The sequence below is a fragment of the Actinospica durhamensis genome, assembly GCF_018139695.1.
Lineage (GTDB): Bacteria > Actinomycetota > Actinomycetes > Streptomycetales > Catenulisporaceae > Actinospica > Actinospica durhamensis.
In genome coordinates this window covers 14,037-39,043 of the sequence record NZ_JAGSOG010000008.1, presented here as the reverse complement: position 1 = coordinate 39,043, position 25,007 = coordinate 14,037, and the positions used below count along the sequence as shown (strand labels likewise).

19 protein-coding genes and 2 pseudogenes are annotated in these 25,007 nt (G+C 68.5%); 13 read left to right on the top strand and 8 right to left on the bottom strand.

All coding sequences use genetic code 11. The features are described from left to right. Positions 1–8: 8 nt before the first annotated feature. Together KDL01_RS03170 and KDL01_RS03165 are read right to left on the bottom strand one after the other, a co-directional pair. The gene (locus tag KDL01_RS03170) at positions 9–902 is read right to left on the bottom strand and encodes a hypothetical protein (protein ID WP_212526777.1); all 894 of its coding nucleotides are present in this window, start codon (positions 900–902) and stop codon (positions 9–11) included. Positions 903–1,167: 265 nt separating this feature from the next. Then, entirely contained in the window at positions 1,168–1,731 is a 564-nt protein-coding gene (locus tag KDL01_RS03165) for a hypothetical protein (protein ID WP_212526776.1), read from the bottom strand. Positions 1,732–2,257: 526 nt separating this feature from the next. Between KDL01_RS03165 and KDL01_RS03160 the strand changes: the two genes are divergently transcribed. The 5 genes from KDL01_RS03160 to KDL01_RS03140 all read left to right on the top strand — a co-directional run bounded on the left by KDL01_RS03160 (position 2,258) and on the right by KDL01_RS03140 (position 8,797). Beyond that, complete coding sequence (locus tag KDL01_RS03160; protein ID WP_212526775.1) at positions 2,258–2,995, top strand: SigE family RNA polymerase sigma factor; 738 nt, start codon at positions 2,258–2,260, stop codon at positions 2,993–2,995. Further along, positions 2,985–4,022 (top strand): hypothetical protein, encoded by a 1,038-nt coding sequence (locus tag KDL01_RS03155; protein WP_212526774.1) that lies wholly within the window; start codon positions 2,985–2,987, stop codon positions 4,020–4,022. Before KDL01_RS03160 ends, KDL01_RS03155 begins: the two co-directional genes overlap by 11 nt. Before the next feature lie 422 nt (positions 4,023–4,444). Beyond that, a complete protein-coding gene (locus tag KDL01_RS03150; protein WP_246575883.1) occupies positions 4,445–5,860 on the top strand; it encodes a GH1 family beta-glucosidase in 1,416 nt (471 codons plus the stop codon). 99 nt (positions 5,861–5,959) lie between these two features. Beyond that, positions 5,960–7,243, top strand: coding sequence for a hypothetical protein (locus KDL01_RS03145; protein ID WP_212526773.1), 1,284 nt, complete (start codon positions 5,960–5,962; stop codon positions 7,241–7,243). Positions 7,244–7,390: 147 nt separating this feature from the next. Continuing rightward, a complete protein-coding gene (locus tag KDL01_RS03140; RefSeq protein ID WP_212526772.1) occupies positions 7,391–8,797 on the top strand; it encodes a glycosyltransferase family 2 protein in 1,407 nt (468 codons plus the stop codon). Positions 8,798–9,101: 304 nt separating this feature from the next. Here the strand turns inward: KDL01_RS03140 and KDL01_RS03135 are convergent, their stop codons facing one another. From KDL01_RS03135 to KDL01_RS03120, 4 genes are all read right to left on the bottom strand, one after another. After that, a complete protein-coding gene (locus KDL01_RS03135) occupies positions 9,102–10,103 on the bottom strand; it encodes a hypothetical protein (protein ID WP_212526771.1) in 1,002 nt (333 codons plus the stop codon). Further along, positions 10,100–11,005 (bottom strand): ABC transporter ATP-binding protein, encoded by a 906-nt coding sequence (locus tag KDL01_RS03130; protein WP_212526770.1) that lies wholly within the window; start codon positions 11,003–11,005, stop codon positions 10,100–10,102. Before KDL01_RS03130 ends, KDL01_RS03135 begins: the two co-directional genes overlap by 4 nt. Positions 11,006–11,068: 63 nt before the next feature. Then, positions 11,069–11,494, bottom strand: a complete 426-nt coding sequence (locus tag KDL01_RS03125) for a hypothetical protein (RefSeq protein ID WP_212526769.1) — start codon at positions 11,492–11,494, stop codon at positions 11,069–11,071. Positions 11,495–11,962: 468 nt separating this feature from the next. Beyond that, on the bottom strand, positions 11,963–12,946 hold the full coding sequence (locus KDL01_RS03120; RefSeq protein ID WP_212526768.1) for a GlxA family transcriptional regulator: 984 nt from the start codon (positions 12,944–12,946) through the stop codon (positions 11,963–11,965). Between the two features lie 127 nt (positions 12,947–13,073). On the opposite strand from KDL01_RS03120, the pseudogene KDL01_RS45810 reads away from it, so the two are divergent. The 3 genes and pseudogenes from KDL01_RS45810 to KDL01_RS03100 all read left to right on the top strand — a co-directional run bounded on the left by KDL01_RS45810 (position 13,074) and on the right by KDL01_RS03100 (position 15,734). After that, positions 13,074–14,041: pseudogene (locus KDL01_RS45810) on the top strand (NADP-dependent oxidoreductase). A gap of 148 nt (positions 14,042–14,189) precedes the next feature. After that, positions 14,190–14,783 (top strand): TetR/AcrR family transcriptional regulator, encoded by a 594-nt coding sequence (locus KDL01_RS03105; RefSeq protein ID WP_212526765.1) that lies wholly within the window; start codon positions 14,190–14,192, stop codon positions 14,781–14,783. Positions 14,784–14,822: 39 nt separating this feature from the next. Beyond that, on the top strand, positions 14,823–15,734 hold the full coding sequence (locus tag KDL01_RS03100; RefSeq protein WP_212526764.1) for an SDR family NAD(P)-dependent oxidoreductase: 912 nt from the start codon (positions 14,823–14,825) through the stop codon (positions 15,732–15,734). A gap of 102 nt (positions 15,735–15,836) precedes the next feature. Here KDL01_RS03100 and KDL01_RS03095 read toward each other — a convergent pair whose 3' ends face one another. After that, on the bottom strand, positions 15,837–16,628 hold the full coding sequence (locus KDL01_RS03095; RefSeq protein WP_438801947.1) for a CPBP family intramembrane glutamic endopeptidase: 792 nt from the start codon (positions 16,626–16,628) through the stop codon (positions 15,837–15,839). 554 nt (positions 16,629–17,182) lie between these two features. Here KDL01_RS03095 and KDL01_RS03090 point away from each other — a divergent pair. Then, positions 17,183–18,388: a sensor histidine kinase gene (locus KDL01_RS03090; RefSeq protein ID WP_212526762.1), complete on the top strand. Its 1,206-nt coding sequence runs from the start codon at positions 17,183–17,185 to the stop codon at positions 18,386–18,388. Next, positions 18,385–19,074 carry a response regulator gene (locus KDL01_RS03085; protein ID WP_368861501.1) on the top strand — a complete coding sequence of 230 codons (690 nt, stop codon included), beginning with the start codon at positions 18,385–18,387 and terminating at the stop codon, positions 19,072–19,074. The genes KDL01_RS03090 and KDL01_RS03085 overlap by 4 nt, the downstream gene beginning before the upstream one ends. A 205-nt stretch (positions 19,075–19,279) precedes the next feature. Here KDL01_RS03085 and KDL01_RS45805 read toward each other — a convergent pair. Further along, positions 19,280–19,505 (bottom strand): annotated as a pseudogene (locus KDL01_RS45805) (IS256 family transposase); the annotation flags it as partial. Positions 19,506–19,831: 326 nt separating this feature from the next. Between KDL01_RS45805 and KDL01_RS03080 the strand changes: the two are divergent. The 3 genes from KDL01_RS03080 (at position 19,832) to KDL01_RS03070 (ending at position 25,003) form a co-directional block, all read left to right on the top strand. Further along, entirely contained in the window at positions 19,832–20,698 is an 867-nt protein-coding gene (locus KDL01_RS03080) for a COG4705 family protein (protein ID WP_212526761.1), read from the top strand. Positions 20,699–21,285: 587 nt separating this feature from the next. Beyond that, positions 21,286–23,880: a right-handed parallel beta-helix repeat-containing protein gene (locus KDL01_RS03075; RefSeq protein ID WP_212526760.1), complete on the top strand. Its 2,595-nt coding sequence runs from the start codon at positions 21,286–21,288 to the stop codon at positions 23,878–23,880. A 358-nt stretch (positions 23,881–24,238) separates the two neighbouring features. After that, positions 24,239–25,003 (top strand): SDR family NAD(P)-dependent oxidoreductase, encoded by a 765-nt coding sequence (locus KDL01_RS03070; RefSeq protein WP_212526759.1) that lies wholly within the window; start codon positions 24,239–24,241, stop codon positions 25,001–25,003. The last annotated feature ends 4 nt before the right edge of the window (positions 25,004–25,007 follow it).

Genomic DNA, 25,007 nt, shown 5'->3' with positions numbered 1-25,007 from the left:
GACACGACCTATGCAGCAGGGCCCTGACCATCGGTGCCATCGGTGCCGTCAGTGCCATCGCTGTCGCCCCTGTCGCCGCTGCTGCCTGCGGTGAGGTCCGTACCGGCGACAGTGCTGACGCTGGCGCGGAGTTGCCGCCGGCGCACCGCGAAGCCGCCCAGTGCGAACGCGGCGAGAACGATCAGGCTCCACAAGGCGTACGTGCCAAGCGAGGAGGCCGCGGCCGTGTTCTGCGCAGCAACATCCTGAGCCCCGAGCGCACGTGTGGGAGCCGAGACAGGCTCGCCGGTCACGCCCGGCGCGGCCTGCGACGCGGTCGCGCCTGCGGTCAACGTGGGCGCGCTGCTGCTCGGCGCCGACGCTCGCGGCGTGCTGCTGTGCACCGTGCCTCCGGTGCCCGAGCTCCCACTCTTCGTGCCTCCCGAAGTTCCGCTGCTCCCGCCGGAGCCGGCTTCAGGGGCTGGACCGTCGAAAGCCGCCGATACGTAGCCAGAGCCGTAAGTGCCGAGATCGCCCCCGGCCGAGCACTTGTCGGCATCGACATAGACGTTGGCACCATAAGCGCCGTACAGATCACCGGTCGCGAAGGTGAAGCCGACCTCGACCTTATGGGTGCCGGTCGACAGCGTCCCGATGGCAAGATCGGGCCCCATCCAATACGGCAAGCCGGACACGTCAGTGATCCACGACACCTGCGGGTTGTGCCAAGCGCCGCCGTCGAGGCTCCACTCGACGCCCGGCAGCGGTGGCCGATTCGTCGCCCCCTGCATCTGCGGGACGATCTGCAAGCGAATCTCGGCATGGGGCAGCGCACCGAGACTGTTCCCGATCACAGTCGTCGAATACACCGTATGACCCGGCGTGCTGGTCTGGCTGTCGTACAGATCGGTGTTCGCGGACATCGACAACTGCCCATCGGGTCCGCACGCCGCCGCGGGCGAACTCGTGCTCGTACCGGGGGAAGCCGTGCCCGTCGCAGCACTCGCGGGCCCTGCGTAAGCCAAGGCTCCCGAAGCAGCCGCACCGGCGGCCACTGTCCACAGCGCACGCCGCATAGGTCCCTCCCGAGGTCAATTGCGGCACAGACTACGGCAACAGCTCAGCCACCGCCGACAACTCCCTACTCGTTCCCGCATACACGTTCCCGGCCCATGAGTGGAGCGCCGATCAACCCGACTCGGACACGCTGCCGATGAGCTCGTGCAGCAGCGCGGCGCTGCTGAGGTCGGTGGGCTGCTTGGTGCCGAGGCGGCTGGCAGCGCCGAGGTAGACGTCCACGCCCTCGCGCACGACCGTCACCGTCTGACTCAGGCGGCGGCCCTCGGTACCGTCCATGGTCACGGCGAAGTCCTGCACCCCGAGGCCGCTGGGCGCGGTTGCCGGAAGGACGGCCATCCGGCCGACCTCGGTCGGGGTGAGGTCGGCCACGATCGTGCGGCAGGAGGACCAGGTCGCCGAGAGATCGTCGTAGAACACGTCGGCCAGACCCGAGCTCGCGAACTGGTAGACCGCCTCCGAGTAGGACTCGCTGGTGGCATTGTTGAAGACGAGGTTCGTCGCCATCGCGGTCTCGCCGAATCCCGGACGCCACAGGTCGGTGACCAGTTGCGGACAGCTCAGATGCTGCGGATCGTGCAACGGGGCCGCCGTCGTGATCGAACCGCCGGAGTCGAGCGCGGCGGTTGCGCTGGAGGCGAAGCCCGCAGGGAACTGATCCGGGGTCAGCAGCAAGGCTGCCAGTTGGCTCCCGGTCAGCTGTGCCGGACCCGCCGGCGTCGGGCTTGCCGGCGGGCTGCTCGCCGCCGCTGTGCTCGGCGGGACCGGCGAAGCAGTGGACGGTTGGGCACCGGGGCCGGAGCCAGAACCCGAGCAGCTCACCATGGTCATCGACGTCACGATCGCAAGCACGGAAATCATCAACTCTCGGCGAGCCATAACACTGATTAAACGTCGGCCGCATCACAGCCGATGAACCTCGGCGTCTCGGATTGGGCATGCTCTACGCCCATCGGCCGGCGAGTGAGCTCATCGAGTCCTCACAGGTCACACTGCTGTGCGCTGATGTCACCGGCCTCAAAACCGAGTCGACGCCGCGATACCGGATCCGGCGCGCCGGCGCTTTCGGGCCGAATCAGCAGCGGCCGCACGGACTCGGCCCGGAACGGGCGCGAAGGCGACGCAACTTCCCGCCCCCGCCGCGCATATCTCCTAGCGTGAACCCGAATACGCAGCGCTTCGCGGCCCCTGGCAGTCGCTGATGAATCAGGCGACGACGCAGGCACAGTTCACCGAGTACGTCACCGGCAGACAGGCGTGGCTGCGCCGGGTCGCCTACCTGCTCTGCCAGGACTGGCACCGCGCCGACGACCTGGTGCAGACCAGCCTGACGAAGCTCTTCCTCAACTGGCGTCGGATCGACGAGACGGCGAATCCGGATGCCTACGCCCGCACGGTCCTCGTCAACACCTTCCTCGCCGAGCAGCGCAGCCCGTGGTGGAAGCGGGTCGTCCTGCACCGGGAGGCGGAGGGGGCGGCCGAAGTGGAGCAAGCCGCCTTCGAGCGGGCAGGCGGCGGCCAGGCGGGCCCCGATCTGGAGGGCACGGCCGATCTGCGCCGCGCCCTGCCGCTGCTGCCGCCCAGGCAGCGCGCGGTGATCGTGCTGCGTTACTACTGCGAGCTGTCCATCATCGAGGCCGCAGACGCCCTCGGCTGCTCGACCGGCACCGTCAAAAGCCAGACCTTCCGGGCGATAGAGACGCTACGCCGGCTGATGCACGTCGAGGCCGAGGACGCGGACGCGGCGGCCGGGCTCCGGTCCGAAGAGCCGGACGGCGGTGCCGCAGCCGCCGTACCCCACGGCGTACCCAAGGGCGCGGAGCGGGCCGAACGCGCCCGCTCCGGACGGCTCGGTCCGCCCGAGCCGGGCACCACCAGCCTCGGTGGCCTCGCGGCCGCCAACACACACCTCAGAGGAGGAATCCGAGATGGACTTTGACAATCTGCTCGGCGAACAGCTGAGCAGCATCGCCGACGACGCGGCCCCGGTAGGCACGATCGATCCCCACCGCGCGATCGGGCAGGCGCAGCGGATCAGGCTTCGCCGCCGAACCGCGGGGGCGGGCACCACGCTGGCCGTGCTGGGCCTGGCCACCGGGCTCGGTTTCACGCTGACCGGGGGCGCCGCCGCCATCGCCCCGGCCACCTCGACCGGCATGGGTCTGACCTCTTCGGCCGCTCCGACGGAACACCGGTCCGTCGCCGGCACCGATCCGCTGACCGTGGACGGGTATTTCGGCAAGTTGGCCTCGCCGCTGGTGGCCACGAGCGTCAGCGTCTCCGACTCGGGCTTGCAGCAGATCGAGGCGACCGACGAGAGCACCAGCACCGTCTTCACCGTGACGCTCCTCGACTCCGGACCCGACCCGGCGATGGGCTACCCGCGGGCCCCTGATGTGAACGGCGACACGGCCTACTGGGACGAGGCCGGCAGCCTCGGCCACCTCTCCGGCGTTCCGAACGGACTGTCCTGGCGGTACTCGCCGAACGGCTGGGCCGACCTGATGTTCGACCAGGCCACGGCGAGCAAGACCGAGTTGGCGGAGATCGCCGACGCGGTGCACTTCGGCTCGACCGCGGTCCGCATGCCCATCGCCCTGCCCACGGCCGCCGGCTTCACCCTCGGCAAGGCGGCTTCCCTGACCTTCAACGCCGACGGGAGCTTGAAGCAGGCGACGATCACGCTCAGGGCGCCCGCAAGCACCTCCATCCTCACCATCGCCGTCTACCCGGCCGGCTCGGTTCCGGCCGGCGGGACGGTCGCCAAGTGCGCTTTCCCCAGCACCGGCACCGCCTCCTCGCCCGAGACCACGACCTTCCTCGGCGAGGACTGCGACGGCTTGTTCGTCGACGCCTACCTCAACTCGCACGACCCGGCCACTGTGGCCGCCGCCGCGAGCCTGCTGAACGGAGCCGTCTGGTACGGCACCAACCCGGAGGACTGGACCGTCAACGTCTACCGATAAGCCTGCCGGGTCGGCCCACTTCGCGGCCGACTGAGCCCAGACCTCGTGCGACTGGGCCCATACCTCGTGAACGTCCGCACGGCGATCCGGCCCACGCTCGTTGAGCGTGGGCCGGATCACCGCTGTCGGCACGCGGACGGCGCCTCGCGGGTTGGTGTGGTGGGAGAATCGGTATGATCTTGGGGGCCGTCGCGCCTGCTGGCCAGGCCCGGCGAACCGCCGAACCCGACCACACGCGGAGGCCTTGCCGAGGTCTTGGCGGCGACGCGCCGGGTACTCCACCAGGAACCCGTCATGCCGCCGCGTGGAGAGCGCGGCATGGTCAGGGTGTGCGGCAGGAGTATCGGGCTTCGGCTCAGCCGGATCAGGTGTCTTAAGGGAATCGCGCGACGCCTGTCGCCGACGGAGAGGTAGACGACGTCATGAGCGCCATCGACGACTTCCGCGTGAGCGGCCTGGAGTTTCCCGCGGGGTTCACCTTCGGCGCCGCGACAGCGGCCTACCAGATCGAGGGCGCTGCCACCGAGGACGGGCGCGGGCCGAGCATCTGGGACACCTTCAGCCAGACCCCCGGCAAGGTCGAGAACGGTGACACCGGCGACGTCGCGATCGACTTCTACCACCGCGTCGAGGAGGACCTCGACCTCATCAAGAGCCTGGGCCTTTCCGCCTACCGCCTCTCGATCGCGTGGCCGCGGATCATCCCGGCGGGCCTCGGCGAGGTCAACGAGGCCGGCCTCGCCTTCTACGAGAAGGTCGTCGACGGACTGCTCGTGCGCGGTATCGAGCCCGTAGTGACGCTCTACCACTGGGACCTGCCGCAGCCGCTCGAGGACCGCGGCGGCTGGACCGTCCGGGAGACCAGCTACGCCTTCGCCGAGTACGCGCGGGTCGTGGGCGAGCGCCTCGGCGACCGCGTCGCGGTGTGGACCACGCTGAACGAGCCGTGGTGCTCGGCCTACCTCGGCTACGGGAGCGGCGATCACGCCCCCGGCCGCCGCAGCGAGGCCGCGTCACTGCAGGCCGTGCACCACTTGAACCTCGCACACGGCCTCGCGCTCATCGAGCTGCGCAAGGTCGTCACGCGGCCGGACGCCAGGTACTCGGTGACCAACAACCTGGCGATGGCCTATGCCGCGGACCCCGCCAACCCCGAAGACGTCGATGCCAAGCGCCAGATCGAGGCGCTTCAGAACCGCGCCTTCACGGACCCGCAACTGCGCGGCTTCTACCCGCAGGACCTGCTGACGGACACCAAGCACATCACCGACTGGTCGTTCGTGCACGACGGCGACCTCGAGCTGATCAACCAGCCGATCGATATCGTGGGCATCAACTACTACTGCACCGGCACGGTGCGCCGCGGTCCCGAGCACTCGACCGAGGGCACCGCGTACCCGGGCGCAACCCGGGTCGAGTCCGTCGAGCAGCCCGGGCCGCACACCGACATGGGCTGGAACATCGCGCCGCAGGGCCTGTACGACCTGCTCGTCGCCACGCACGAGGCGTACCCCGAGTACGAGATCATGGTCACGGAAAACGGTGCGGCCTACGGCGACCAGCCCGTCGAGGAAGACGGCGGCAAGCGCGTGCACGACACCGAGCGCGTCGACTTCCTGCTGCGCCACTTCGTCGCGGCACATCGCGCCATCGAGGCCGGCGTGCCGCTTACCGGCTACTTCGTGTGGTCGCTGATGGACAACTTCGAGTGGGCCTTCGGATACACGAAGCGTTTCGGCATCGTCTACGTCGACTACGAGACCCAGGAGCGCACCAAGAAGGACAGTGCCCTGTGGTACACGAAGCTCGCCGAAACGGGCGTGATCCCGGAGGCTTAGCCCGCGACGTCGAAGCGCAGGGGTCGGCGCGTGTCGACGAGCTGTACCCCTGGGTGACTGCTCCTCAGGCGGACTATCAGGCGGACTATATTCACCATCATGGAATCGGTCCGCTTCAGCTACCCGGCCGCCGTCCGGTGGGGCTCCATCGGCCCCGCGGCCGCGGTGATGCTCGGCACGTCCGCGCTGAACAGAACCGGGTTCCTGAGCGCTCGCCACGATTTCACCCAGCTCATCTTCTTCGCGCCTTTTCTCCTGCTCATGGTGCTCTACCTCTGGGGATCCTCGACCACGGCGTCCGCGACGGGACTCACCACCCGCTACTGCTACGTCATACGCCGCAAGGTCTCCTGGACTTCGATAGCCGGCATCACCACCGAAGCCAGGTCCGGTAAGAGCGCCGGACTGTACGCACGAGTCATCCTGCAAGACGGCAGTACCCTCCCGGTGCTTCCAGGGTTGATAGGCCGCAACGGCGCATCCATGGAAAAGTTCCGCACCGACCTGGAAACGCTCAGGGGCCGCTGGGAGCGCGCATATCCCCACGACCGCCTCAGCTACGCAGACCTGGCCATCCTGCAACGATCGGGCAGCCCGACCGACACGTGGAAACCGATACGGCGGGCCGCGCGCGCGACACTGACGATCCTCGTCCTCTGCGCGGCCGGCGCAAGCGCGTTCGGGCTCTACAACACCGTACGCGTACGGGCCGCCGATCACGCCGCGGCCCTCGCGTCCACCTCCGCGAAGCACTGCACACTCTACGAGTTCGGCTCGTCATCGGCCGACACCTGGTGCCTGCTCACCGACCTCACGCCTCAGATCGACTACACGGAGCCCGACAGCAACGCTGCGTCAAGTGTCAGCTTGGAATTCCAGCTTGACGCCGCAGAAGGCTCCGGCAGCCCCGCCCCGGACTATCCCATCCCGAGTTTCCTCGCCGACGCCTATTTCGGTCCCGGTCCGAGCCTCCCGGCCGCGATCCAGACGGCCCAGACCGTCTCCGCCGTCATCCAGGGCGGCGGAGGCAGCACCGTGGCATCGATCACCGTGGGCTCGAGGACCTACGCCACCGCGGACGCCCCAGCCGTGCGGTACACCACCGACACCGATTCCGCGATCGCCGCCGGGGCGTGCCTGCTCCTCTTCGGATACTGGAGCCTCAAACGTCTGCGGCACCTGCGTGGCCCACTGCACACCGGTGCACTGCTCACGGCTGTGGCCAGCACATTCACGGCGATCGCTTTCGCCGCACACGGGCCCGGTGCGAACTCCACCAGCGCCACCGCGGACTGGTATACCAGCAGCCTCGTCCTAGCCGTGGGCGTCATCACGTCAACGGCTCTCTGGCGGCTTCTACCCAAAAGCCGCACACGCTACTGAGAACTGCATAACGATGCCCATCTCGGAAATTCGAAATTACCACTCAAAACGGTCATTTCGACAGCCAGGACGCCGAAGGTTCTCGGGATGCGGCCTCCGATTGAGCCCGCGGAACCGGCCGGAAGTCAGGGTTCGATAAACAGATTCGTGGGGCGAAATCCGCATCCATTCGCATTTCGGCTCCCACAGCCCGGCCGGGAGCCCGGTGAGCCCGGCGGGTCGCGCGACGGCTCGGATGCCGATCTTCATGCCGGCGAGGCCTTGCCCCGGCACACGGGTTCCCGCGTCGGCACACCGGCGTGCCCGGCGTCACGATCCGGTGCCAAAAAGTGGCGCCTTCGGCGGCGGTCGCTGAAGGAATGCCTGGTCGTGACCGTCCGATCGCGCAGGCATGATCTCGCCACGGTCGGGGAGATGTGCGATCCTGTCATCGTCCTCGCGCGGTCAGGTCATCGTCGATGGGGGGCTCTGTCGATGGTGTCGCCGTCCCTTGAGCCAACTTCGCGACGGCCTGACCTGCACCGGCCGGACCCGTCCGATCCGAACATCCGAAAGGTCGTTGTGAAGGTCTTCGTCCAGGTCCCGTGCCTCAACGAGGAGGCGACGCTTCCCGCCGTTCTCGGCAGCATTCCGAAGTCGATCCCCGGTGTCGACGAGCTGCACGTGCTCATCATCGACGACGGCTCCACCGACCGCACCGTCGAGGTCGCCCGTGAGCACGGCGTCACGCACTTCGTGCACCACGTCCGCAACCAGGGCCTCGCCCGCTCGTTCCGCGACGGCGTTCACTACGCGCTGAGCCAGGGCGCCGACATCGTGGTCAACACCGACGGCGACAACCAGTACCCGCAGGCGATGATCCCGGCGCTGCTCGCTCCCCTCCTCGCCGGAGAAGCCGACATCGCGATCGGCGACCGCCAGACGCACCTGATCGAGCACTTCTCGCCGTTCAAGAAGCGGATGCAGCGGTTCGGCAGCAAGGTCGTCAACATCGCGGCCGAGACGGATCTGCCGGACGCCGCCTCCGGGTTCCGGGCCTACAGCCGGGACGCCCTGATCAAGCTCAACGTCGTCACGCAGTTCAGCTACTGCATGGAGACGATCATCCAGGCCGGCAACAAGCGCATGAAGATCGCCAGCGTCCCGATCACCACGAACGCGAAAACCCGCGAGTCGCGCCTGTTCAGCTCGATGGGCGAGCACATGCTGCAGTCCGGCAAGGCGATCGCCCGCAGCTACTTCATGTTCAAGCCGTTCGCCTTCTTCGCCGGGCTCGGCATCTTCTTCGGCGTCGTCGGCCTGATCCCGTTCATCCGGTACGCGATCCTGATCGCGACCGACTCCGGCGGCAACCACCTGCAGTCGCTCATGCTCGGGATCTTCCTGCTCGTGGCCGCGGCGCTGTCGTTCGCGCTTGCGGTCATCGCCGATCTTCTGCGGACGAACCGGATCCTGCAGGAGGAGACCCTGGAGCGGCTCAAGGAGATGCACTACGGGGTCGTCCGAGAAGGGGTCCGCCTGGACGCCCGCGAAGAGGTCCGCCTCGACGCGTAGCGGTGCGATGACCTCCCTGACCGGATCCCGCAGGTCCCCATCTCTCTCCCCGGCGACGTCGTCGATAACGGCGTTCGGCGGGTATCCGTGCTGGTCGAGCACTCGGCCACGCCCTTTACCTGCGACTTCACGAAGAATGGCACTCCGCCGGGGCACACCTGAAGAAATGGGCGCGCAGCAACGAAGAGGTTGCCGCGCGGCTCAAGGCGGATGAAATACATCAAAGATTCGTCGAAGCTAAGCGAGCTGATCTCAGCGAGAATCAGCTGATCGGGCTTATTCGCGCGCTCGACCGTGGTGGACTTCAGACGAGAACGTCCGCGCGATGGAAGAGATACCCGCCGACGAGGACGCTGATGCCGGCGATCACCGCCAGGCCGAGCAGGCCCTCGCCCACGGTGGAGACTCCGAACTGGGCCGCGGTGATCCAATACGAGGTGGTTCCGATCATCCGAGGCGAGGCCAGCCCCATATAGCCGGTGACCCAGCGGGTGAAGGCGATCGCCGATACGCCGGGCAGGAAGTACCCGACGGCCACGGAGCCGAATCCGACCGACAGGCCCGTGACCACCGCACCGAGCACCCCGCGGGTGACGGCGGCGAGCGCGCTGCCGAGCAGCGCGTAGACCGCGAGGACGACGCACGCCTTACCCACCACGATCAGCCCTGCCATCGTGTTGAACGCGGGCTGCGAGTCCAGGGGTATGGGCGCATTCTCCCGGTAGAACCAGGCGAAGACGGCGAGTTCCAGCCAGATGACCGCCATCCCCGCAACGCACACCAACCAGAGGCTCAGTGCCTTGACGGCGATGGCGAGCACCCTGCGGGGCTGGCCGGCCAGCATCGTGCGCGCCGTTCGGTGGGTCCACTCGCCCCCGACGTGCCCGGCCGCGAGCAGCATGACGAGCAGGAAGCCCAGCATCGAGGTCATGACCGCGCCGGCTTGTACCCCGACCCCGAGCGGGCTCTGTTCCAGGTGCGCGGCGTTCTGCGTCTGCTCGTAGTTGAGCAGGATCTTCGCGTTCGACGAAATGACCCCGGACAGCTCCTGATCGCACACGGATCCGGCCGGGTAGCGCCGGCCGTACGTGCACGAGACGGCGTCGGCGCCGGAGCCGATCGTCACCGTGCCGGTCTCGATGGAGGCCAGTTCGGACGGCGCGCCGGCCACGGCCGCCATCGCGCTGCGTCCGGCGCTCTGCTCGGCGTGGATCGCGAACCCGGCGAAGACCGCGGCGAGCAGGAGTACCGCGAGACTGAGCGGACGCCGCAGTTTGAGCATCTCCGCGGACAGCATGTGCCTCATTCCCCGGCCTCCTTCAAGCTGGCGAAGTAGAACGCCTCCAGGCTCTCTCGGCGCGGCGCCACCGACTCGGGCGCGATCCCCGCGGTCGAGAGCACCCGTACGACCGCCTGCCCGGAGTCGATCTCGACGTGCAGGCGGGTACCGCCTCCGCCGCTCACGCGGTGCCCTGAGCGCTCGAAGGCGGCAGCCGCGGCGCCCACGTCGGCGGAGGCGAGTTCCACGACGAAGGAGCGCTCGTGGTCGGGCTGCCGCACCGGTCGGGATCCGAGCACCCTGCCGCGGTGCATCATGACGACCGTGTCGCAGAACCCTTCGAGTTCGGCGAGCAGGTGGCTGGAGATGAGCACGGTGGCGCCACGCTCGCGCTCGGCGAGCAGCAGCGCACGCAGGTCGGCGATGCCGTCCGGGTCCAGGCCGTTGCCGGGTTCGTCCAGGATCAGCAGGTCGGGCTCGTGGGCGATGGCGACGGCCAGAGCCAGGCGCTGGCGTTGACCCTGGGAGTAGGTACCTGCTCGGCGGCCGGCGATCTCCTCGATGCCGGTGCGCCGCAGCGCGGACTCGATGGCGCCCCTGTCCAGGTCGCGGCCCCAGGAACGATGCGCGGCCAGCAGGTTGCGTCGGGCATTGAGCCACGGATAGAAGGCAGGCCCCTCGATCGTGACGCCGATGCGCCTGGCCGCAGCGGTCGTGCCGGGTCTGTGCCCGCACACCGTCGCACTACCCGCGTCCGGACGCACCAGGCCGGCGAGGACGCGCATGAGCGTGGTCTTTCCGGCGCCGTTCTGGCCCAGCAGTCCCACGATGCCTTCGGCCGGGATCTCCAGAGTGCACCCGTCCAACGCCCTGGTGCGCCCGAAGGACTTCGAAAGCTCGCGCGCCAGCGCGACGGGCGGTCCGCTCATGGTTCCTGTCCAGTCCTCGCGTCGAACGGAGCGGGGCCACACGCGCCGACCGGCCCCGGTGGGCTATGAAACGTCGGTGCAGTCGGTTCCGTCGGTGAAGTAGCCGCTGCCGTTGCCGTACACGTAGGTGCGGGCACAGTAGGTGCCGGTGGGTTCGTTCTTGTCCGGCGATCCCGTGCAGGCCGATTCCGTGTAGATCCCGGAGAGCTTCACGAGGTTTCCGGAGCACACGTGGAATCCGTTGGGTCCGTCGAGCGAGACGAAACGAGTCTCCAGCGTGCCCACCTGATCGACACTCGTCGCCTGCCAGTACGACACGTACGGGCCGGAACCTTGGATGTAGATGCAGGTCGCATAGTTGTACTGGGTACCGCAGTTGGACGCGGTCAGTGGATGGACCGTGACCGCGGCCGCAATCCCCGCAGTGCCGACCAACCCGAGCCCCAGAGTCGCGGCCCCCACAGTCGCCCGTGCGAAACGATGAGCCATGATACCTCCATGTGTATCAGCATGCACAGAAGCGGAGTGACAATATCATGACTCAGGGCTTTGATCAATGGTAACCATGGGATCTTCAACCGCAGTCACCTGTGATTGACCCCATCGATCTTCGCGCGGAAGCGCGGCAGTTCTGCCGGGAGCTCGATGAACCGAATGCAATTATGTGGCACGGGCATACCAGCGCGCGGAAATCGGCATACGAAGCGCACGGCCGAAGGGCCGAGCTCTGCGAATGGAGTCGACACGGCCGCACCGTCAGCCGGTGTCGCCCCTGGAGAAAACCGGTGCGCCGTCAGGGACTCGAGCCCCGAACCCGCTGATTGAGTTAAGCCGTGCTCTTCATGGCTACATATCCCACGCTGCCGTCGTCAACTCCGTCGTGCCGCTCAGCTCCTCAGCTCCGCCCCGTTTCGCGGCGCCCACTCGATCGCCGCTCGCTCCGATCCGGCCGAGTGGTCACCGTGCCGCCGTCGGCTTCGGCGCGTTGTGGGCGCGACGGTAGGCCAGTGGCGACAGGCCCAGTTGCGCGTAGAAGTGCTTGCGCAGGGCGACGGGGTCGCCGAAGCCGCAGGCAGTGGCGATCCGCGCGACGGTCAGGTCGGTGGATTCCAGCAGCAGGCGCGCGTGCGTCAGCCGCTGCTGCGCCAGCCACTTCAGTGGGCTGCTGCCCACCTCGCTGCGGAACCCCCGGGTGTACGTGCGCACACTCATATGCGCGTGCCGGGCCATGTCCTCGAGGGCGATCGGCTCAGCCAGGCGGTCCAGTGCCCACTGCCGGGTCGCCGAAGTGGAGCGGTCGGTGTCCTGCGGAACCGGATGCTCGATGAACTGCGCCTGGCCGCCCTCACGCCACGGCGCCACCACGCAGCGCCGAGCGGCGGCCGAGGCCACTGCGGCTCCGTGGTCCAGCCGGACCAGGTGAAGGCACAGGTCTATGCCGGCCGCTCCGCCGGCGGAGGTCAGAATGCGCCCGTTGTCGACGAACAGCACGTCCGGATCGACCTCGACGCCGGGAAACAGCCGGGCCAACGCGTCACACAGCGCCCAGTGGGTGGTGGCCCGCCGGCCGTCCAGCAGCCCGGCCGCCCCCAGCAGGAAGGCCGAGGTGCACAGGCTCACGATGCGGGTTCGTGGCCTGATCCGCTTCAGCGCCGCGGCGAGTTCTTCGGGCAGCGCTCCGGTCGCGAGCAGGTGCTCGCCGGGTTCCTGCGTGGCGAGCACGACGGTGTCCGCGGTCTCCAGCACCGACTCGTCGTGGTCGACGACGATGCGGAAGTCCTCGTGTGTGCGCACCGGGCGGCCGCCGAGGGAGCAGGTGCTGACGGAGTACAGACGGGTCCCGTCCGGTTCGCGGGCCTCGTTGAACACCCGGGCTGGGATGCCGAGGTCCAGAGGCAGGACCCCGTCGAGGGCGAGAACGGCGACATGATGCGGCGGCATGGCCTGAATAGTACGACAGATGGCTATCCGGCCACTCACCCACCGTCGCCGGCAAACGCCACTGTTTCTTCCACCGGGACGTGATCCCGGTGGAAGAAGAAGCGATACGGACGTGAGCGAGGAAAACATGAACGAGCACACCATGAGGGCTGTCACGGTCAGGCGGTTCGGCGGATCGGAGGTGCTGACCGTCGAGGAGGTCGCGCGCCCGGTGCCGCTGCCGACCGAGGTGCTGGTGCGGGTGCACGCGGCCGGGATCAACCCGGTGGACTGCAAGACACGTGGTGGCACCGGGATGGCCGGGGTGCTGGGCGAGCCGCCGTTCACCGTCGGCTGGGACGTGTCAGGCGTGGTGGAGGAGGTCGGCTTCGGCGTGACCACGCTGAAGGTCTGCGACGAGGTGTACGGGATGCCGTGGTTCCCGCGCGCCGCGAACGCCTACGCCGAGTACGTGACCGCACCGGCCCGCAGTTCGCCCGCAAGCCGGCCACCCTCGACCACGTTCACGCGGGCGCCGTGCCGCTGGCCGCGCTGACCGCGTGGCAGACCCTGGTCGACACCGCCCACGTGCGGGCCGGGCAGCGGGTCCTGATCACGGCCGCCGCCGGCGGGGTGGGCCACTTCACGGTCCAGTTCGCCCGGCACCTCGGCGCCCACGTGATCGCCACCGCCGGCGCCGCGCGCCACGCCTGGCTCAAGGAACTCGGCGCCGACGAGACCATCGACTACACCACCACCCGCTTCGAGGACGCCGTCTCAGGAGTCGATGTCGTCATCGACCTGGTCGGCGACGCCCATGACCGGACCGGCACGCGTTCGCTCAAGACGCTGCGTCGTGGCGGCCTGCTGGTCGCCGTTCCGGCCGGTGTCTCCCCGGAACTGGCCCACGCCGCCGAGGCGGCCGGTGTGCGCGTCACCCCGTACCTGGTGGAGCCGGACGGCGCGGCGTTGGCGACGATCGCAGGCCTGATCGACGCCGGGAAGGTCACCGTCGAGGTGGAGGAGACCTTCCCGCTGGAGCAGGCCGGCGCGGCCCACGCCCGCGTCGAGGCCGGCCGTACCCGCGGCAAGATCGTCCTCACCGTGGCCGACTGACCGTGCCCGCAAGCAGTTCGCAGGAGCACCGTGCATGACGGGATCCGCGACCGGGGCCGCGTTCGCCGGGCAGAGCCCCCGGTCAGCCGACGGACACGCCCCCGCCGGATAAGTTGAGCGACTGGACACTCTCTTATAGGCTGAGGGCATGGCCAGACCACGCAACGAGGTTCGCCGCCTCGCGATCCTGTCCGCAGCGACACACGTCATCGCCTCCCAAGGCATCGGTGCGGCGTCGACAGCGGTCATCGCAAAGGGGGCCGGCGTCTCCAACGGCTCGCTGTTCACCTACTTCGACACCAAGACACAGCTGCTCAACGAGCTGTACGTCGAGCTGAAGAGCGAAATGGCGCAAGCCGCGACCGCCGACCTCCCCCCACACGCCACCGCGCGCGAGCAGGTCCGCCACATGTGGCGGCACTGGGCGCGCTGGGCGACCGACAACCCCGCCAAGCGACGCGTCCTGGCCCAACTCCAGGTCGCCGACGAGATCACCGCCGAAAGCCACCAGCAGGTGGCAGCGGCCTCAGCCTCGATCGCGGACCTGCTCGAGCGCGCCCGCGTCGGCGGCCCGGTCCAGGACGCGGCGCTCGGCTTCGTCCTGACCTTGGCCAACGCTCTGGCCGAGGCCGCGATCGACGAGATGATCCGCGACCCCGAGCACGCGGCCGCCAACGCCGACACCGCCTTCGAAGCCCTGTGGCGCGTTCTGGCCGGCGCCATCCCACCGACCGACACCTGATCCGCGGCCACGACCGCCACCACGTGAGGACTGAACGTCATGACCACCCAGACCCGCAAGGCGTGGATCATCACCGGGCCCACCTCCGGCATCGGCCACCGCACCGCGCTCGAACTCGCCCGGCACGGCACACTCATCCTGGTGGGCCGCAGCCCCGCCAAACTCGAGGACGTCGAGAAGGAGATCAACGCCCGGCCCGGCGGCCACGCCGTCTGCGTCGTGTGCGACTTCGCCGACCTCGCGAGCGTGCGGCGCGCCGCAGAACAGATCGCCGCCCTCGGCCTGCCGATCGCCGGGCTGCTCAACAACGCCGGCATCATGCCCACCGCGGCCAGAACCACGTCCCAGGGATGGGACCTGGCGTTCACCACCAACCACCTGGGCCCGTTCGCCTTCACCCAGGCCCTGATCCCGCACCTGCCCGAGGGTGCCAACATCGTCTTCACCTGCTCGGCCGTCGAAGACCCCGAGCGCAAGCCCGCCGTCATGGCCGGCTTCCGCGGTGCCCGCTACCTCTCCGCCGAGGACAGCCTGCACGGCCGCTGGGCGCCGGGTGGCTCGGCCAAGCCCGGCTACGACGCCTATGCCACCTCCAAGCAGGCCAACCTGGCCACCGTCCTGGCCTTCGCCCGGGAAACTCCGCGCCTGCGGTTCAACGCCGTCGAACCCGGCTTCAACCCCGGCACCGGCCTGAGTCGAGACGCCAACCCCCTCCTGAAACTGCTGGCCACCTACGTCCTGAGCCCGCTCGCCCCGCTCATGCCCGGCGGCAGCACACCCAAGCGTGCCGCCCGCATGATCGCCCAGGTGCTCACCGACCCTTCCGGCGGCACCGGCGTCTACCACGACGAGAAGGGCCACCCCATGCATGGCTCCACGCAGGTCCAAGACCCCGCGTTCCAGGACCGCCTCGTCACCGAGACCCGCACCTTGCTCAAGCAACTGTCCTGATTCACCGTGCGAGTTCACCGCGCGGGGCTGAAGTCGATCACGCGGTGTTCCGGGGTGGGCAGCCGCAGCCGCCCACCCCGGAACGCCGGTGGCGTGTTCGTGTCAGCGGGCTGCCGCCGCGAGTGCGGCGCGGGTGTGGATCCGGTTGCGGCGCTTGGCCAACAGCAGGAAGAGCACGGTCGGCACGGCGCACACGGCGATCGCGAAGATGCTGGCCTCGGGGCCGAAGCTACCGCCGCTCAGTATCTGCGGACCGCTGACGGAGGCGTGCAGCAGGCCGCCGGTGTGGCTGTCGGAGCCGGAGACCGCGGTACCGAAGATGCCCTCCTCGGCCACGTTCCAGCCCAGGTGCAGGCCGATGGCCAGCCACAGCGAGCGGGTCGCGGCGTAGATCGCGCCGAACATCAGCCCGGCTTCGATGGCGATGGCCAGCGCGCCCCAGACCGTCGCGTTCGGGTTGATCAGATGCAAGCCGCCGAAGACGAGCCCGGAGGCGACCAGGGCCCCCCAGGTTCCGGCCTTCTCCTCCAGGATCCGGAACAGCGCGCCGCGGAAGGCCAACTCCTCGGTGACCGCCGCGCTGCTCATCAGACCCAGCGAGGTCAGCGCTCCGCCGAACGAGCCCCATCCGTGCACGTGATAGCTCCCGCTCAGCGCGACCAGGGCGATCGTCACGGCGAACAGCCCCACGCCGAACCCGATGCCCCGACCCAGCTCCCGCCGGGCCCGCTCGGGTGCCAGCTCCAGTGTCCTGCGCCCCTCCAGATATCGCACCAGCCTGACGTAGGCGACCAGCGCGAGCCCGCCGGTGGCCACCCCGGCGATCAGGGCGGTCAGCGGTGTCCCGTCGGCGGCGCTGTTGATCCCGCTGGCGATCGCGTCCACGGCCAGCATCAGTACGAACAGCACCGGCAGTCGCACCCACGCCGAGCCTGCCCAGCGCGGGGCGCGGCTGCCGCTGTCCCCGTTCGATCCGATCCGGTCCGCATCACGTGCGCTCTGCAGGGTCGCAGACTGCTGCTGGGTGGACGACATCGCTCGCTCCTCAAAGTCCCGCTCACACTGAGCGCTTCCTGGCTTCCGTTGATGCAAAGTTAGAAGCCGCGACCACCGCGAGTAATCACCTCCCGGTGGGCACCTGCCACCACCGCGGGTCCCCCGAGCGAGCTACCCGACTGCTCTCCCCCGGGGGATGCCGGCGCTGCCCGGCGGGCGCTACGGTCACGTGCGAGGCGTCCGACCTCGTGGAATGGCGCGACGCCTCGCTTGGCCGGACCGACTGCCGCAACGACCGGAACGTGGTGACGATGCAACAGGATCCATCCGACGGGGCATCGCGCCCCGCCTCCCGCGTACTGGCGGAGCCCTCCGGTGATCGGCCGTCGGAAAGCAAGAAGGCAGGGACGGATATCAGCCGTTCCATACGCGACATCAGATTTCTCACACGTATGCGCCCGTGGTCCGCCGCGGCCGACCGGCTGCGCCCGCTGTCTCGTTGGTGGGGATCACGCCCGGCAGCGATCAGAGACCGCGAGTTCGCGCTCGTGTTCACGCTGCTCTCCTTCGCGCAGCCGCTGTCCCGGATCGGAGCGCAGTTCGGCGACCTTCCCGCTCGCGCCGGCTGCGCCGCGAGCGTGCTGCTGGCCGTGGGGCAGTCGCTTCCGCTCGCGGCGCGCACCCGGTGGCCGGCGGTGTGCCTGGCCATGGTGGGAATCTCTTTCGCCGTCTATGAATCCCTCGGATACCCGCCGACCTTCGCCAGCCTGGGGCTCTACATCGCGCTGTACTCCGCCGGTGCCCACCAGCTACGCCACCGGCGCGCGGTGGCGTTGGCTGGCATGGGCGGATACGTGGTCTTGAGCATCACCCTGTACGCAATCGGCTCGCCCGACGTATGGAGCGACTTCGTGGTCTTCGGCATCGCTCTGGCGGCGATGTGGGGTGTGGGCGCCGCGTTTCGCGGGCACCGGGCGCATGAGGCCGAGCGCCGACGGCACAGCGCGCAGGCGGCCATCGCCGCGGAACGCAGCCGTATGGCACGCGAGTTGCACGACGTGGTGACCCACCATGTCACCGCGATGGTGGTGCAGGCCGGCGCGGCGCAGTACCTCACCGCGTCACCCGACCAGGTCGGCGAAGCCCTCGACGCCATCAACGCCACCGGACGGCGCGCCATGGCCGAGCTCCGATTCCTGCTCAACGTGCTGGAGGCGAGTGGCGAATCGGCCTCCCGGGAACCGATGCCGGGCCGGGTACCCGCTCTGGTGGAACAGGCGCGGGCAGCCGGCCAGCCGACCGAGCTGGTCGAGGACGGAGAGCGAACACCCATGGCCACGAGCCTCCAGCTCACCGCCTACCGCGTCGTGCAGGAGTCCCTGACGAACGCGATGAAGTACGCCGCGGGTCGACGCACCCTGGTACGGCTCTCGCACACCCCCGCCTTCACGGACGTCGAGGTCACCACGGCCGGGACGATCGAGCGCGGGGCCGGCTCGCCTGTCCTCCAGCACGGCGGCGTGCACGTCTCCGGGGGCCGCGGCCTGACCGGCCTGCGCGAACGGGTGGAGATGCTCGGCGGGCAGTTCACGGCCGGGGCCCTGGAAAACGGCGGATTCCGCGTGCACGCGCGCATACCGGCAGGAGATACCGTATGAGCATGCAGCCCTCGCCCATCAGGGTCCTGGTGTGCGAAGACCAGGCCCTCGTGCGCGCCGGATTCGTCACGATCTTCTCGGCCCAACCCGACATGGACGTCGTCGGGCAGGCCGCGGACGGCCGAGCCGGCATCCTGCGCGCGGAGGAACTGAAGCCGGACGTCGTCGTCATGGACATCCGGATGCCGCTGCTCGACGGCATCGAGGCCACCCGTCATCTGGCCGGCCCCGATTCCCCCAGTCCCGCGAAGATCCTCATCGTCACGACCTTCAACGTCGACGAGTACGTCTACGACGCCCTGCGGGCCGGCGCGAGCGGCTTCATCCTCAAGGACGCCCCACCACCCGAACTGATCAACGCCGTACGCACGGTCGCGCGCGGCGAGTCCCTGCTCGCCCCCGCCGTGACCCGCACCCTGATCGGCCGCTTCGCCGAACGCATACGCCCCACCGCCACGCCGTCCTCGCCCGAACACGAACGACTCAAACTCCTCACCCCCCGCGAGCACGAAGTGCTCCTGCTCATCAGCAAGGGGCTGTCCAACGCCGAAATCGCCGCCGAACTCGTGCTCAGCCCCGAGACCGTCAAGACCTACGTCTCGCGCATCCTGACCAAACTCGACCTGCGCGACCGCGTCCAAGCCGTGGTCCTGGCGTATCAGGCGGGGCTTGTAGGCGGCGGCTGATCCCGGCCGGCAACTGGCCGCCTCGTTCCCGCTCATCGGAGCCGGCGACGACTTCACCCGGCACGACGGGTCTGCCCGGTGATCGGCGTAACCGGGTTGTGAAGGGTTCTACGTGCGTCCGGCGGACAGGCGTCCGTCGAAGGTGATGTCGAACGCGTTGAACTCGACGATCCGCGGAGATGGTCTGCTTGGAGACCTCGGCGCAGGCGGTGTCGTGCTTCACGTAGCCGAGGTGATCGGTGATCTCCCCGTCGAGGGCCGGCTCCAACAGCCGCTTCGCCAACGCCTGCAGCAGCCCGCCCTCACCGGCCGACTTCACCCCGCGGTCCTTGGCCTGCCCGATCAGCTGGTCGACCAACTGCTGGTCCAGGGCGCCGAGCCCGCCGGCTCCCCTCGAAGCCATGCTCGACCACGGACTGTTCCACTTCCATCACGCTCATCTCATGCAGCCGCGTCATGCTCAGTAGTCACGTCGAAGACGGCACGGTCCCGACCCGCGCCGCGGTCCATTTCCCGACGGTCGGCACCGCTGAGGAGGTGCTCGGGCACCAGCCAGCGTCGAGCACCTGAGCACCTCAGTCCGCGCTCGGTACGCAACCGCGATACCACCGGATCACGTCGATCACACCAGGCTGGTCATCGACCCAGCCGGCATCGGATGTGCCAGAGCGCCACCGCGAAGCGCTCCCTCCCGCCGCCACATGTGCCCGACCCCGCCCGGCCGGCTACGAACCACCCCTTCCGGAATGAGAAGACCGTGCTCCCAGCTCTCCGCGCCCGCGCCGGCCGCGCGCCCCTCGCCGCCAAGGTGCCCGAGATCACCGCACTGTTCTGGCTGATCAAACTTGTCACGACGTTCATGGGCGAGGCGACCTCGGACTACCTCGGCGATGGCAACATCGCTATCGCCGGGCTCGTGGAAGTACTCCTGGTCGTCGTGGCTCTGTGGATCCAGTTGCGCACGCGGCGCTATGTCGCGGTCGCGTACTGGTTCCTGGCCATGGCCGTCGCGGTGTTCGGCACCGGCGCCTCCGACACCCTGCACATCGTGCTGGGCATCCCGTACGGAGGCACCACCGCGCTCTGGGCGATAGTTCTGGCCGGCATTTTCTGGCGCTGGTATCGCAGCGAAGGCACGCTCTCGATCCACAGCATCACCACACGTCGGCGTGAGCGGTATTACTGGGCCACCGTGTTCGCGACCTTCGCACTGGGCACCGCCCTGGGTGATTTCACAGCCGGGTCACTGAACCTCGGCTTCCTGTCCTCCGGCGTCCTGTTCGGCGTGGTGATCCTGATCCCGGCCGTCGCCTGGCGCCTGGGTATGAACCCGATTGCCGCCTTCTGGTTCGCCTACGTGGTCACTCGTCCGCTCGGCGCCTCGTTCGCGGACTACCTGAGCAAGCCGCACTCACTCACCGGCGCGAACTTCGGCGACGGACCCACCAGTGCGGCTTCCGCGGCGATACTGGTCCTGCTGGTCACCTACACCGCGCTCCGGCGCAACGATATCCAGGCGCCGACCGCGCCGGCGGAGATGGCGATGGCGATGGCGACAGAGAACACCGATGCCGCCCGGCGGACCGTCGCGCCCGCAGCGGTGGGCGCGGACCAGCCGTCGTAGCCGTACCTCGGTCCAATCGGCCGTCTCCGACGCTCGCGAGCACCCGGAGCTGCCGCGGAAAGTCCGTCCATGCCGGTCACGGGTCTTCAGCGGCTATGGCCCGCCCGCGATGACCACGGCCCGTGCATCTGCGTCTGGCGTTTCGTCTTCCTCCCCGCCACCCGGATCCTCACCGCAACTCGGGTCCCGCGCCCGGATATCGCGCCGCCGCTCAGGCTGACACCCCGGGCCAGGCAACACCCAGAAGAGTCTGATCGTCACTCCCGGCACCATCATCCTGCGGTAGCGACGTGACCTGCCGCGCCGAGCGCGATACCGAGCCGAGCCCACTCCCCTCCGATTGCCGCCGCAGCGATGAGGAGGCCGAAGCTGGTGGCGGCGACCGGATACAGGACTTCCAGCCTCGAGCGATCGAGTGATGGCGGTGTCAGTGGTGCCGGGTGCCGGCGCGATTTCCGTGTACACGAACTCGTGTGCGAAGCGCTAGATTCTGCGGCGGGGCTCTCGGTTCTGCGACATTTGCTTCGCAGTCTGTTTTTCTTGTTTGGGGAGGATTTGTGCATCGACAACGTCAATGGGCTGCGGCTGTGGTCATCGCGGTCGCGGCGGGCTCGGCCTCTTCGGTCACCTCCGCGGCGCAGGCGACCGCTGCGGGTGCCACGCTCTATGTGAACAACACCGTCTCGGCGTGCTCTGATTCGGGCACCGGCACCCAGGCTGCGCCGTATTGCAACGTCCAGGCCGCGTTCTCCGCTGTCCAGGCGGGCGGCACGGTGATCATCGTCGCGGGAACGTATGCGATTCCCGCGACGCTGAGCACGTCCGGTACCGCCGATGCTCCGATCACGGTGTCGTTCGGCACTCCCGGGGCCACCTTCTCGAACGGTACGTCGCCGAGCCTCTCGGCGCTGACCCTGGCGAACGCGAGTTATGTCAACGTCGACAACGCGTACGTCACTGGGAGCGGCCCGTCCGCGATCTCGGTGACGGACTCCTCGCACGTCACGTTCGCGGGCGGCGAGGTATCCGGTGGCGCCACGGGTCTCGCGATCTCGGGGGCGAGCAGTGACGATTCCGTGACCCGGCTCATCTTCGAGGGCCCCACGACGGCTGCCGTGAGCATCGGCCCGGGCGCCACCGACACGGTGATCGCCACGGACTACGTGCTTCAGGGTGGGGAGGGCATCGTCGTGGACGGGGCCTCGGGAACCGACGTCGTCGGCAATGAGCTCAAGGCCTGCGACGCGAACGTGTCGGTGTCCGGCGGCGCCACTGATACGACGGTCGAGAACAATCTCATCGACCTCGGTTTGGACTCCTTCACCTTCGACTGTGCGGCTCCCACCCCTCTCGGGCTGAGCGTCGATGCCGACTCGGCGGCGAGCACTACGGAGAAGTACGACAGCATCCTCGCCTGGACGTATACGCCGATCGAGTGGGCTGGGGTCGACTACGACTCTTCGGCCGCCTTCCAGGCGGCCACCGGCCAGGGCGCGCAGGAGGTGGTCAGGGTTGGCGCCTCGATGCCCGGGGCGGGTCCGTCGGATTACGTGGACGACGCCGATGCGCTGGCGCCGGGCGAGACCTCGACCGACTTCTTGGGCAACTCCCGTGAGGACGACCCGTACCAGCCGAACACCGGAACCGGCGTCGGCTACTACGATCGCGGTGCTTTCGAGTCGACGGACAACTTCGCGGCGCAGATCGATCAGGCGACTCCGGTGAGCGGAACGGCGAGCACCGTCAGCCTCGCTTGGAATGTCGACGGAGGCTGGGCGGAATGCCCCTCCAACTACAACGTCACGATCGATTGGGGCGACGGGAATTCGAGCACGGTCTCGGGCAAGCCCTGCGCCTCCGCGTCGACGGCAGCCGACACCGCTGCGACCGCATCCAAGGCCGGAACCACGGCGAAGGTGTCGCCGGCCGATCAAGGCTGCGAGGGCGAGTGCGTGTCCAGCACCCACGCTTACGCCGGCCCCGGCACGTACGGGATCACCTTCAGCGCGAGCGATGGCACCGTGTCGGTGACCCGTACGGCGAGCTTCACCACACTTGCCGCTGACTACCGTGCGTATGGTCCGTCCCGGATTCTGGACACACGCAAGGGCGTCGGCGCGTCGAAGGCGAAGATCCAGCAGGGTAAATACGTGAAGCTGAAGGTCGCGGGTGTCGGCGGTATTCCGGCCGATGTCACGGCGGTGGCGTTGAACCTGACGGTGACTGATGCGGTCGGCAACGGCTATGTCTCCGCGGAGGCTGACGGTGTGGGGACTCCGAAGGTCTCTAACCTGAACTACCTGAGCGGGCAAACGGTGGCGAACTCGGCGATCGTCTCGGTGGATACCGACGGCTATATCGACATCTACAACTGCGGTGGTTCGGTGACGAACACCGCTGATCTGATTGCGGATGTGACCGGCTACTTCGTGCCCGCTGCGGCATCGGGGTACGGGCCGGTGGCGCTGTCGCGGATTTTGGACACACGTAAGGGCATCGGCGCTCCGGCCGCACCGGTCGCGGGTGGTGGGAGTGTTCCGGTGACGGTCGCCGGTGTCGATGCGATACCGGCTTCCGGCGTGACGGCGGTCGCGGTGCACGTGACGGTCACTGATACGGCAGGCAATGGCTGGGTCGCGGCGGTGCCGGATGGTGCGGGCGTGCCGAGCACGTCGACCCTGAACTATCTCAAGGGCCAAACAGTGTCGAACACGGTTATCGTGCCGGTCGGTGCAGATGGTGCGATCCGCCTGTACAACGGCGGCAGCAGCACGCCGGCCGATCTGATCGTGGATGTGGCGGGATACTTCTCGGCGAGCGCGCCGAACTACTACGTGCCGTTGAGCACCGCCACCCGGCCGGTCGACACGCGCAAGTCCGGTAGCACCGCGCTTCAAAAGGATGCCTCGAGCCACTTCTGGCTTGTGAGCAGCTCGAACCTCGCGGCGGTGGTGGGGAACTTGACGGTGACGGAGCCCACGGCCAACGGGTTCATCACCGCCTACCCGGATGGCGTCACGCTTCCGGCAGTCTCGAACGTCAACTTCCTGACCGGTCAGACGCAGGCGAGCCTCGCCATCCTCGACACGAACGCGTCCGAGCAGGCGGCCACAAACGTCTACAACGGCTCCACCGGCACGACGGAACTGATCATCGACGTGTTCGGCTACTTCGCCAGCTGACGCGTGGTTGATACCGTCGAGCAGACGACGGGCTCGGACCTCAACGAGGTTCGAGCCCGTCGACTGTGTTTGTGACCGGTGTGATGCCGATTGGAAATCGGCGCGATGGGCGGGGATGAAAAGGACTCTTCACGTGCTGCCCGGTGTAAGCCGTTGGCGTGCCACGGGATCGGTGCCAAAGCCTGAAGGTGCCGCAAAGCCCATCCATGCCGGTCACGGGTTCTCCAGACCACCCACCCAAACCTGTCACCGGAGTTCATCCCCTGGCGCTGGCGCCCCAGACCGTCCCACGGAGCACTCACTACCCGCTGTGCCATGAGTACCTCGATACGCGCCGATCGTTCCGTATACTCCCCCCATGTCGCGAAGCAGCAAGCTGACTGGCGGTACCGCGCTGGTGACCGGTGCGGGCAGCGGGATCGGCGAGGCGAGCGCGCTGCGCCTGGCTGCGGACGGGTGGAGCGTTGTGGCCGCCGATGTCGACGACGCGGCCCTCAAGGCCCTGCGCGGGCGCGATGCGCGCATCAGGGCCCTGTACTGCGACGTCCAAGACGCGGAGTCCGTGGCCGAGGTGGCTGCGTCGATCGGCCCGGTGGACCGGCTCGTGCACGCCGCGGCCGTCTCCCGGCTCGGTTCGGCGCTCGACCAGCCGCGAGAGGAGTTCGACGCGATCTGGCGGATCAACTTCGTCGGCACCGTGCAGGTGGTGCGAGCCGTCGTTCCCGGCATGATCGAACGCGGTCGCGGGGAAGTCGTGCTGTACTCCTCGCTCGGTGGATGGGTCCCGGCACGCAAGCTCTCGGCCTACGCCTCCTCCAAGGCAGCCGTCAACGCCTTCGCCGACGTACTCGCCCAGGAGTGCCGCGGTACCGGCGTGACCATCCGCTGCGTGTGCCCGAGCCAGGTGGACACCCCGCAGTACCGCCGCATCTCGGCAGAGGATCCCGCCGCCACCGCCCACCGCAAGGGCATGCCGACCGACGTGGTCGTCGACGCCGTCGAGCGTTCACTCGGGCGCCCGAGCCTGTATGTCTTCCCGGGCGCCACCGCCAAGGCCGCGATCCTGCTCAAGCGGCACGCGCCGCGCACCTTCGCCAAGATCCTCGATCGCCAGACGCGCTGACCGG

Excerpts from the sequence above, each read along its gene's own strand:
- KDL01_RS03120 (WP_212526768.1), bottom strand. The coding sequence starts at position 12,946 with ATGCCGCCGCATCATGTCGCCGTTCTCGCCCTCGACGGGGTCCTGCCT.
- KDL01_RS03155 (WP_212526774.1), top strand. The coding sequence starts at position 2,985 with ATGGACTTTGACAATCTGCTCGGCGAACAGCTGAGCAGCATCGCCGAC.
- KDL01_RS03085 (WP_368861501.1), top strand. The coding sequence starts at position 18,385 with ATGAGCATGCAGCCCTCGCCCATCAGGGTCCTGGTGTGCGAAGACCAG.
- KDL01_RS03100 (WP_212526764.1), top strand. The coding sequence starts at position 14,823 with ATGACCACCCAGACCCGCAAGGCGTGGATCATCACCGGGCCCACCTCC.
- KDL01_RS03150 (WP_246575883.1), top strand. The coding sequence starts at position 4,445 with ATGAGCGCCATCGACGACTTCCGCGTGAGCGGCCTGGAGTTTCCCGCG.
- KDL01_RS03090 (WP_212526762.1), top strand. The coding sequence starts at position 17,183 with ATGCGCCCGTGGTCCGCCGCGGCCGACCGGCTGCGCCCGCTGTCTCGT.
- KDL01_RS03145 (WP_212526773.1), top strand. The coding sequence starts at position 5,960 with ATGGAATCGGTCCGCTTCAGCTACCCGGCCGCCGTCCGGTGGGGCTCC.
- KDL01_RS03125 (WP_212526769.1), bottom strand. The coding sequence starts at position 11,494 with ATGGCTCATCGTTTCGCACGGGCGACTGTGGGGGCCGCGACTCTGGGG.
- KDL01_RS03070 (WP_212526759.1), top strand. The coding sequence starts at position 24,239 with ATGTCGCGAAGCAGCAAGCTGACTGGCGGTACCGCGCTGGTGACCGGT.
- KDL01_RS03130 (WP_212526770.1), bottom strand. The coding sequence starts at position 11,005 with ATGAGCGGACCGCCCGTCGCGCTGGCGCGCGAGCTTTCGAAGTCCTTC.
- KDL01_RS03095 (WP_438801947.1), bottom strand. The coding sequence starts at position 16,628 with ATGCTGGCCGTGGACGCGATCGCCAGCGGGATCAACAGCGCCGCCGAC.
- KDL01_RS03160 (WP_212526775.1), top strand. The coding sequence starts at position 2,258 with ATGAATCAGGCGACGACGCAGGCACAGTTCACCGAGTACGTCACCGGC.
- KDL01_RS03105 (WP_212526765.1), top strand. The coding sequence starts at position 14,190 with ATGGCCAGACCACGCAACGAGGTTCGCCGCCTCGCGATCCTGTCCGCA.
- KDL01_RS03170 (WP_212526777.1), bottom strand. The coding sequence starts at position 902 with ATGTCCGCGAACACCGATCTGTACGACAGCCAGACCAGCACGCCGGGT.
- KDL01_RS03135 (WP_212526771.1), bottom strand. The coding sequence starts at position 10,103 with ATGAGGCACATGCTGTCCGCGGAGATGCTCAAACTGCGGCGTCCGCTC.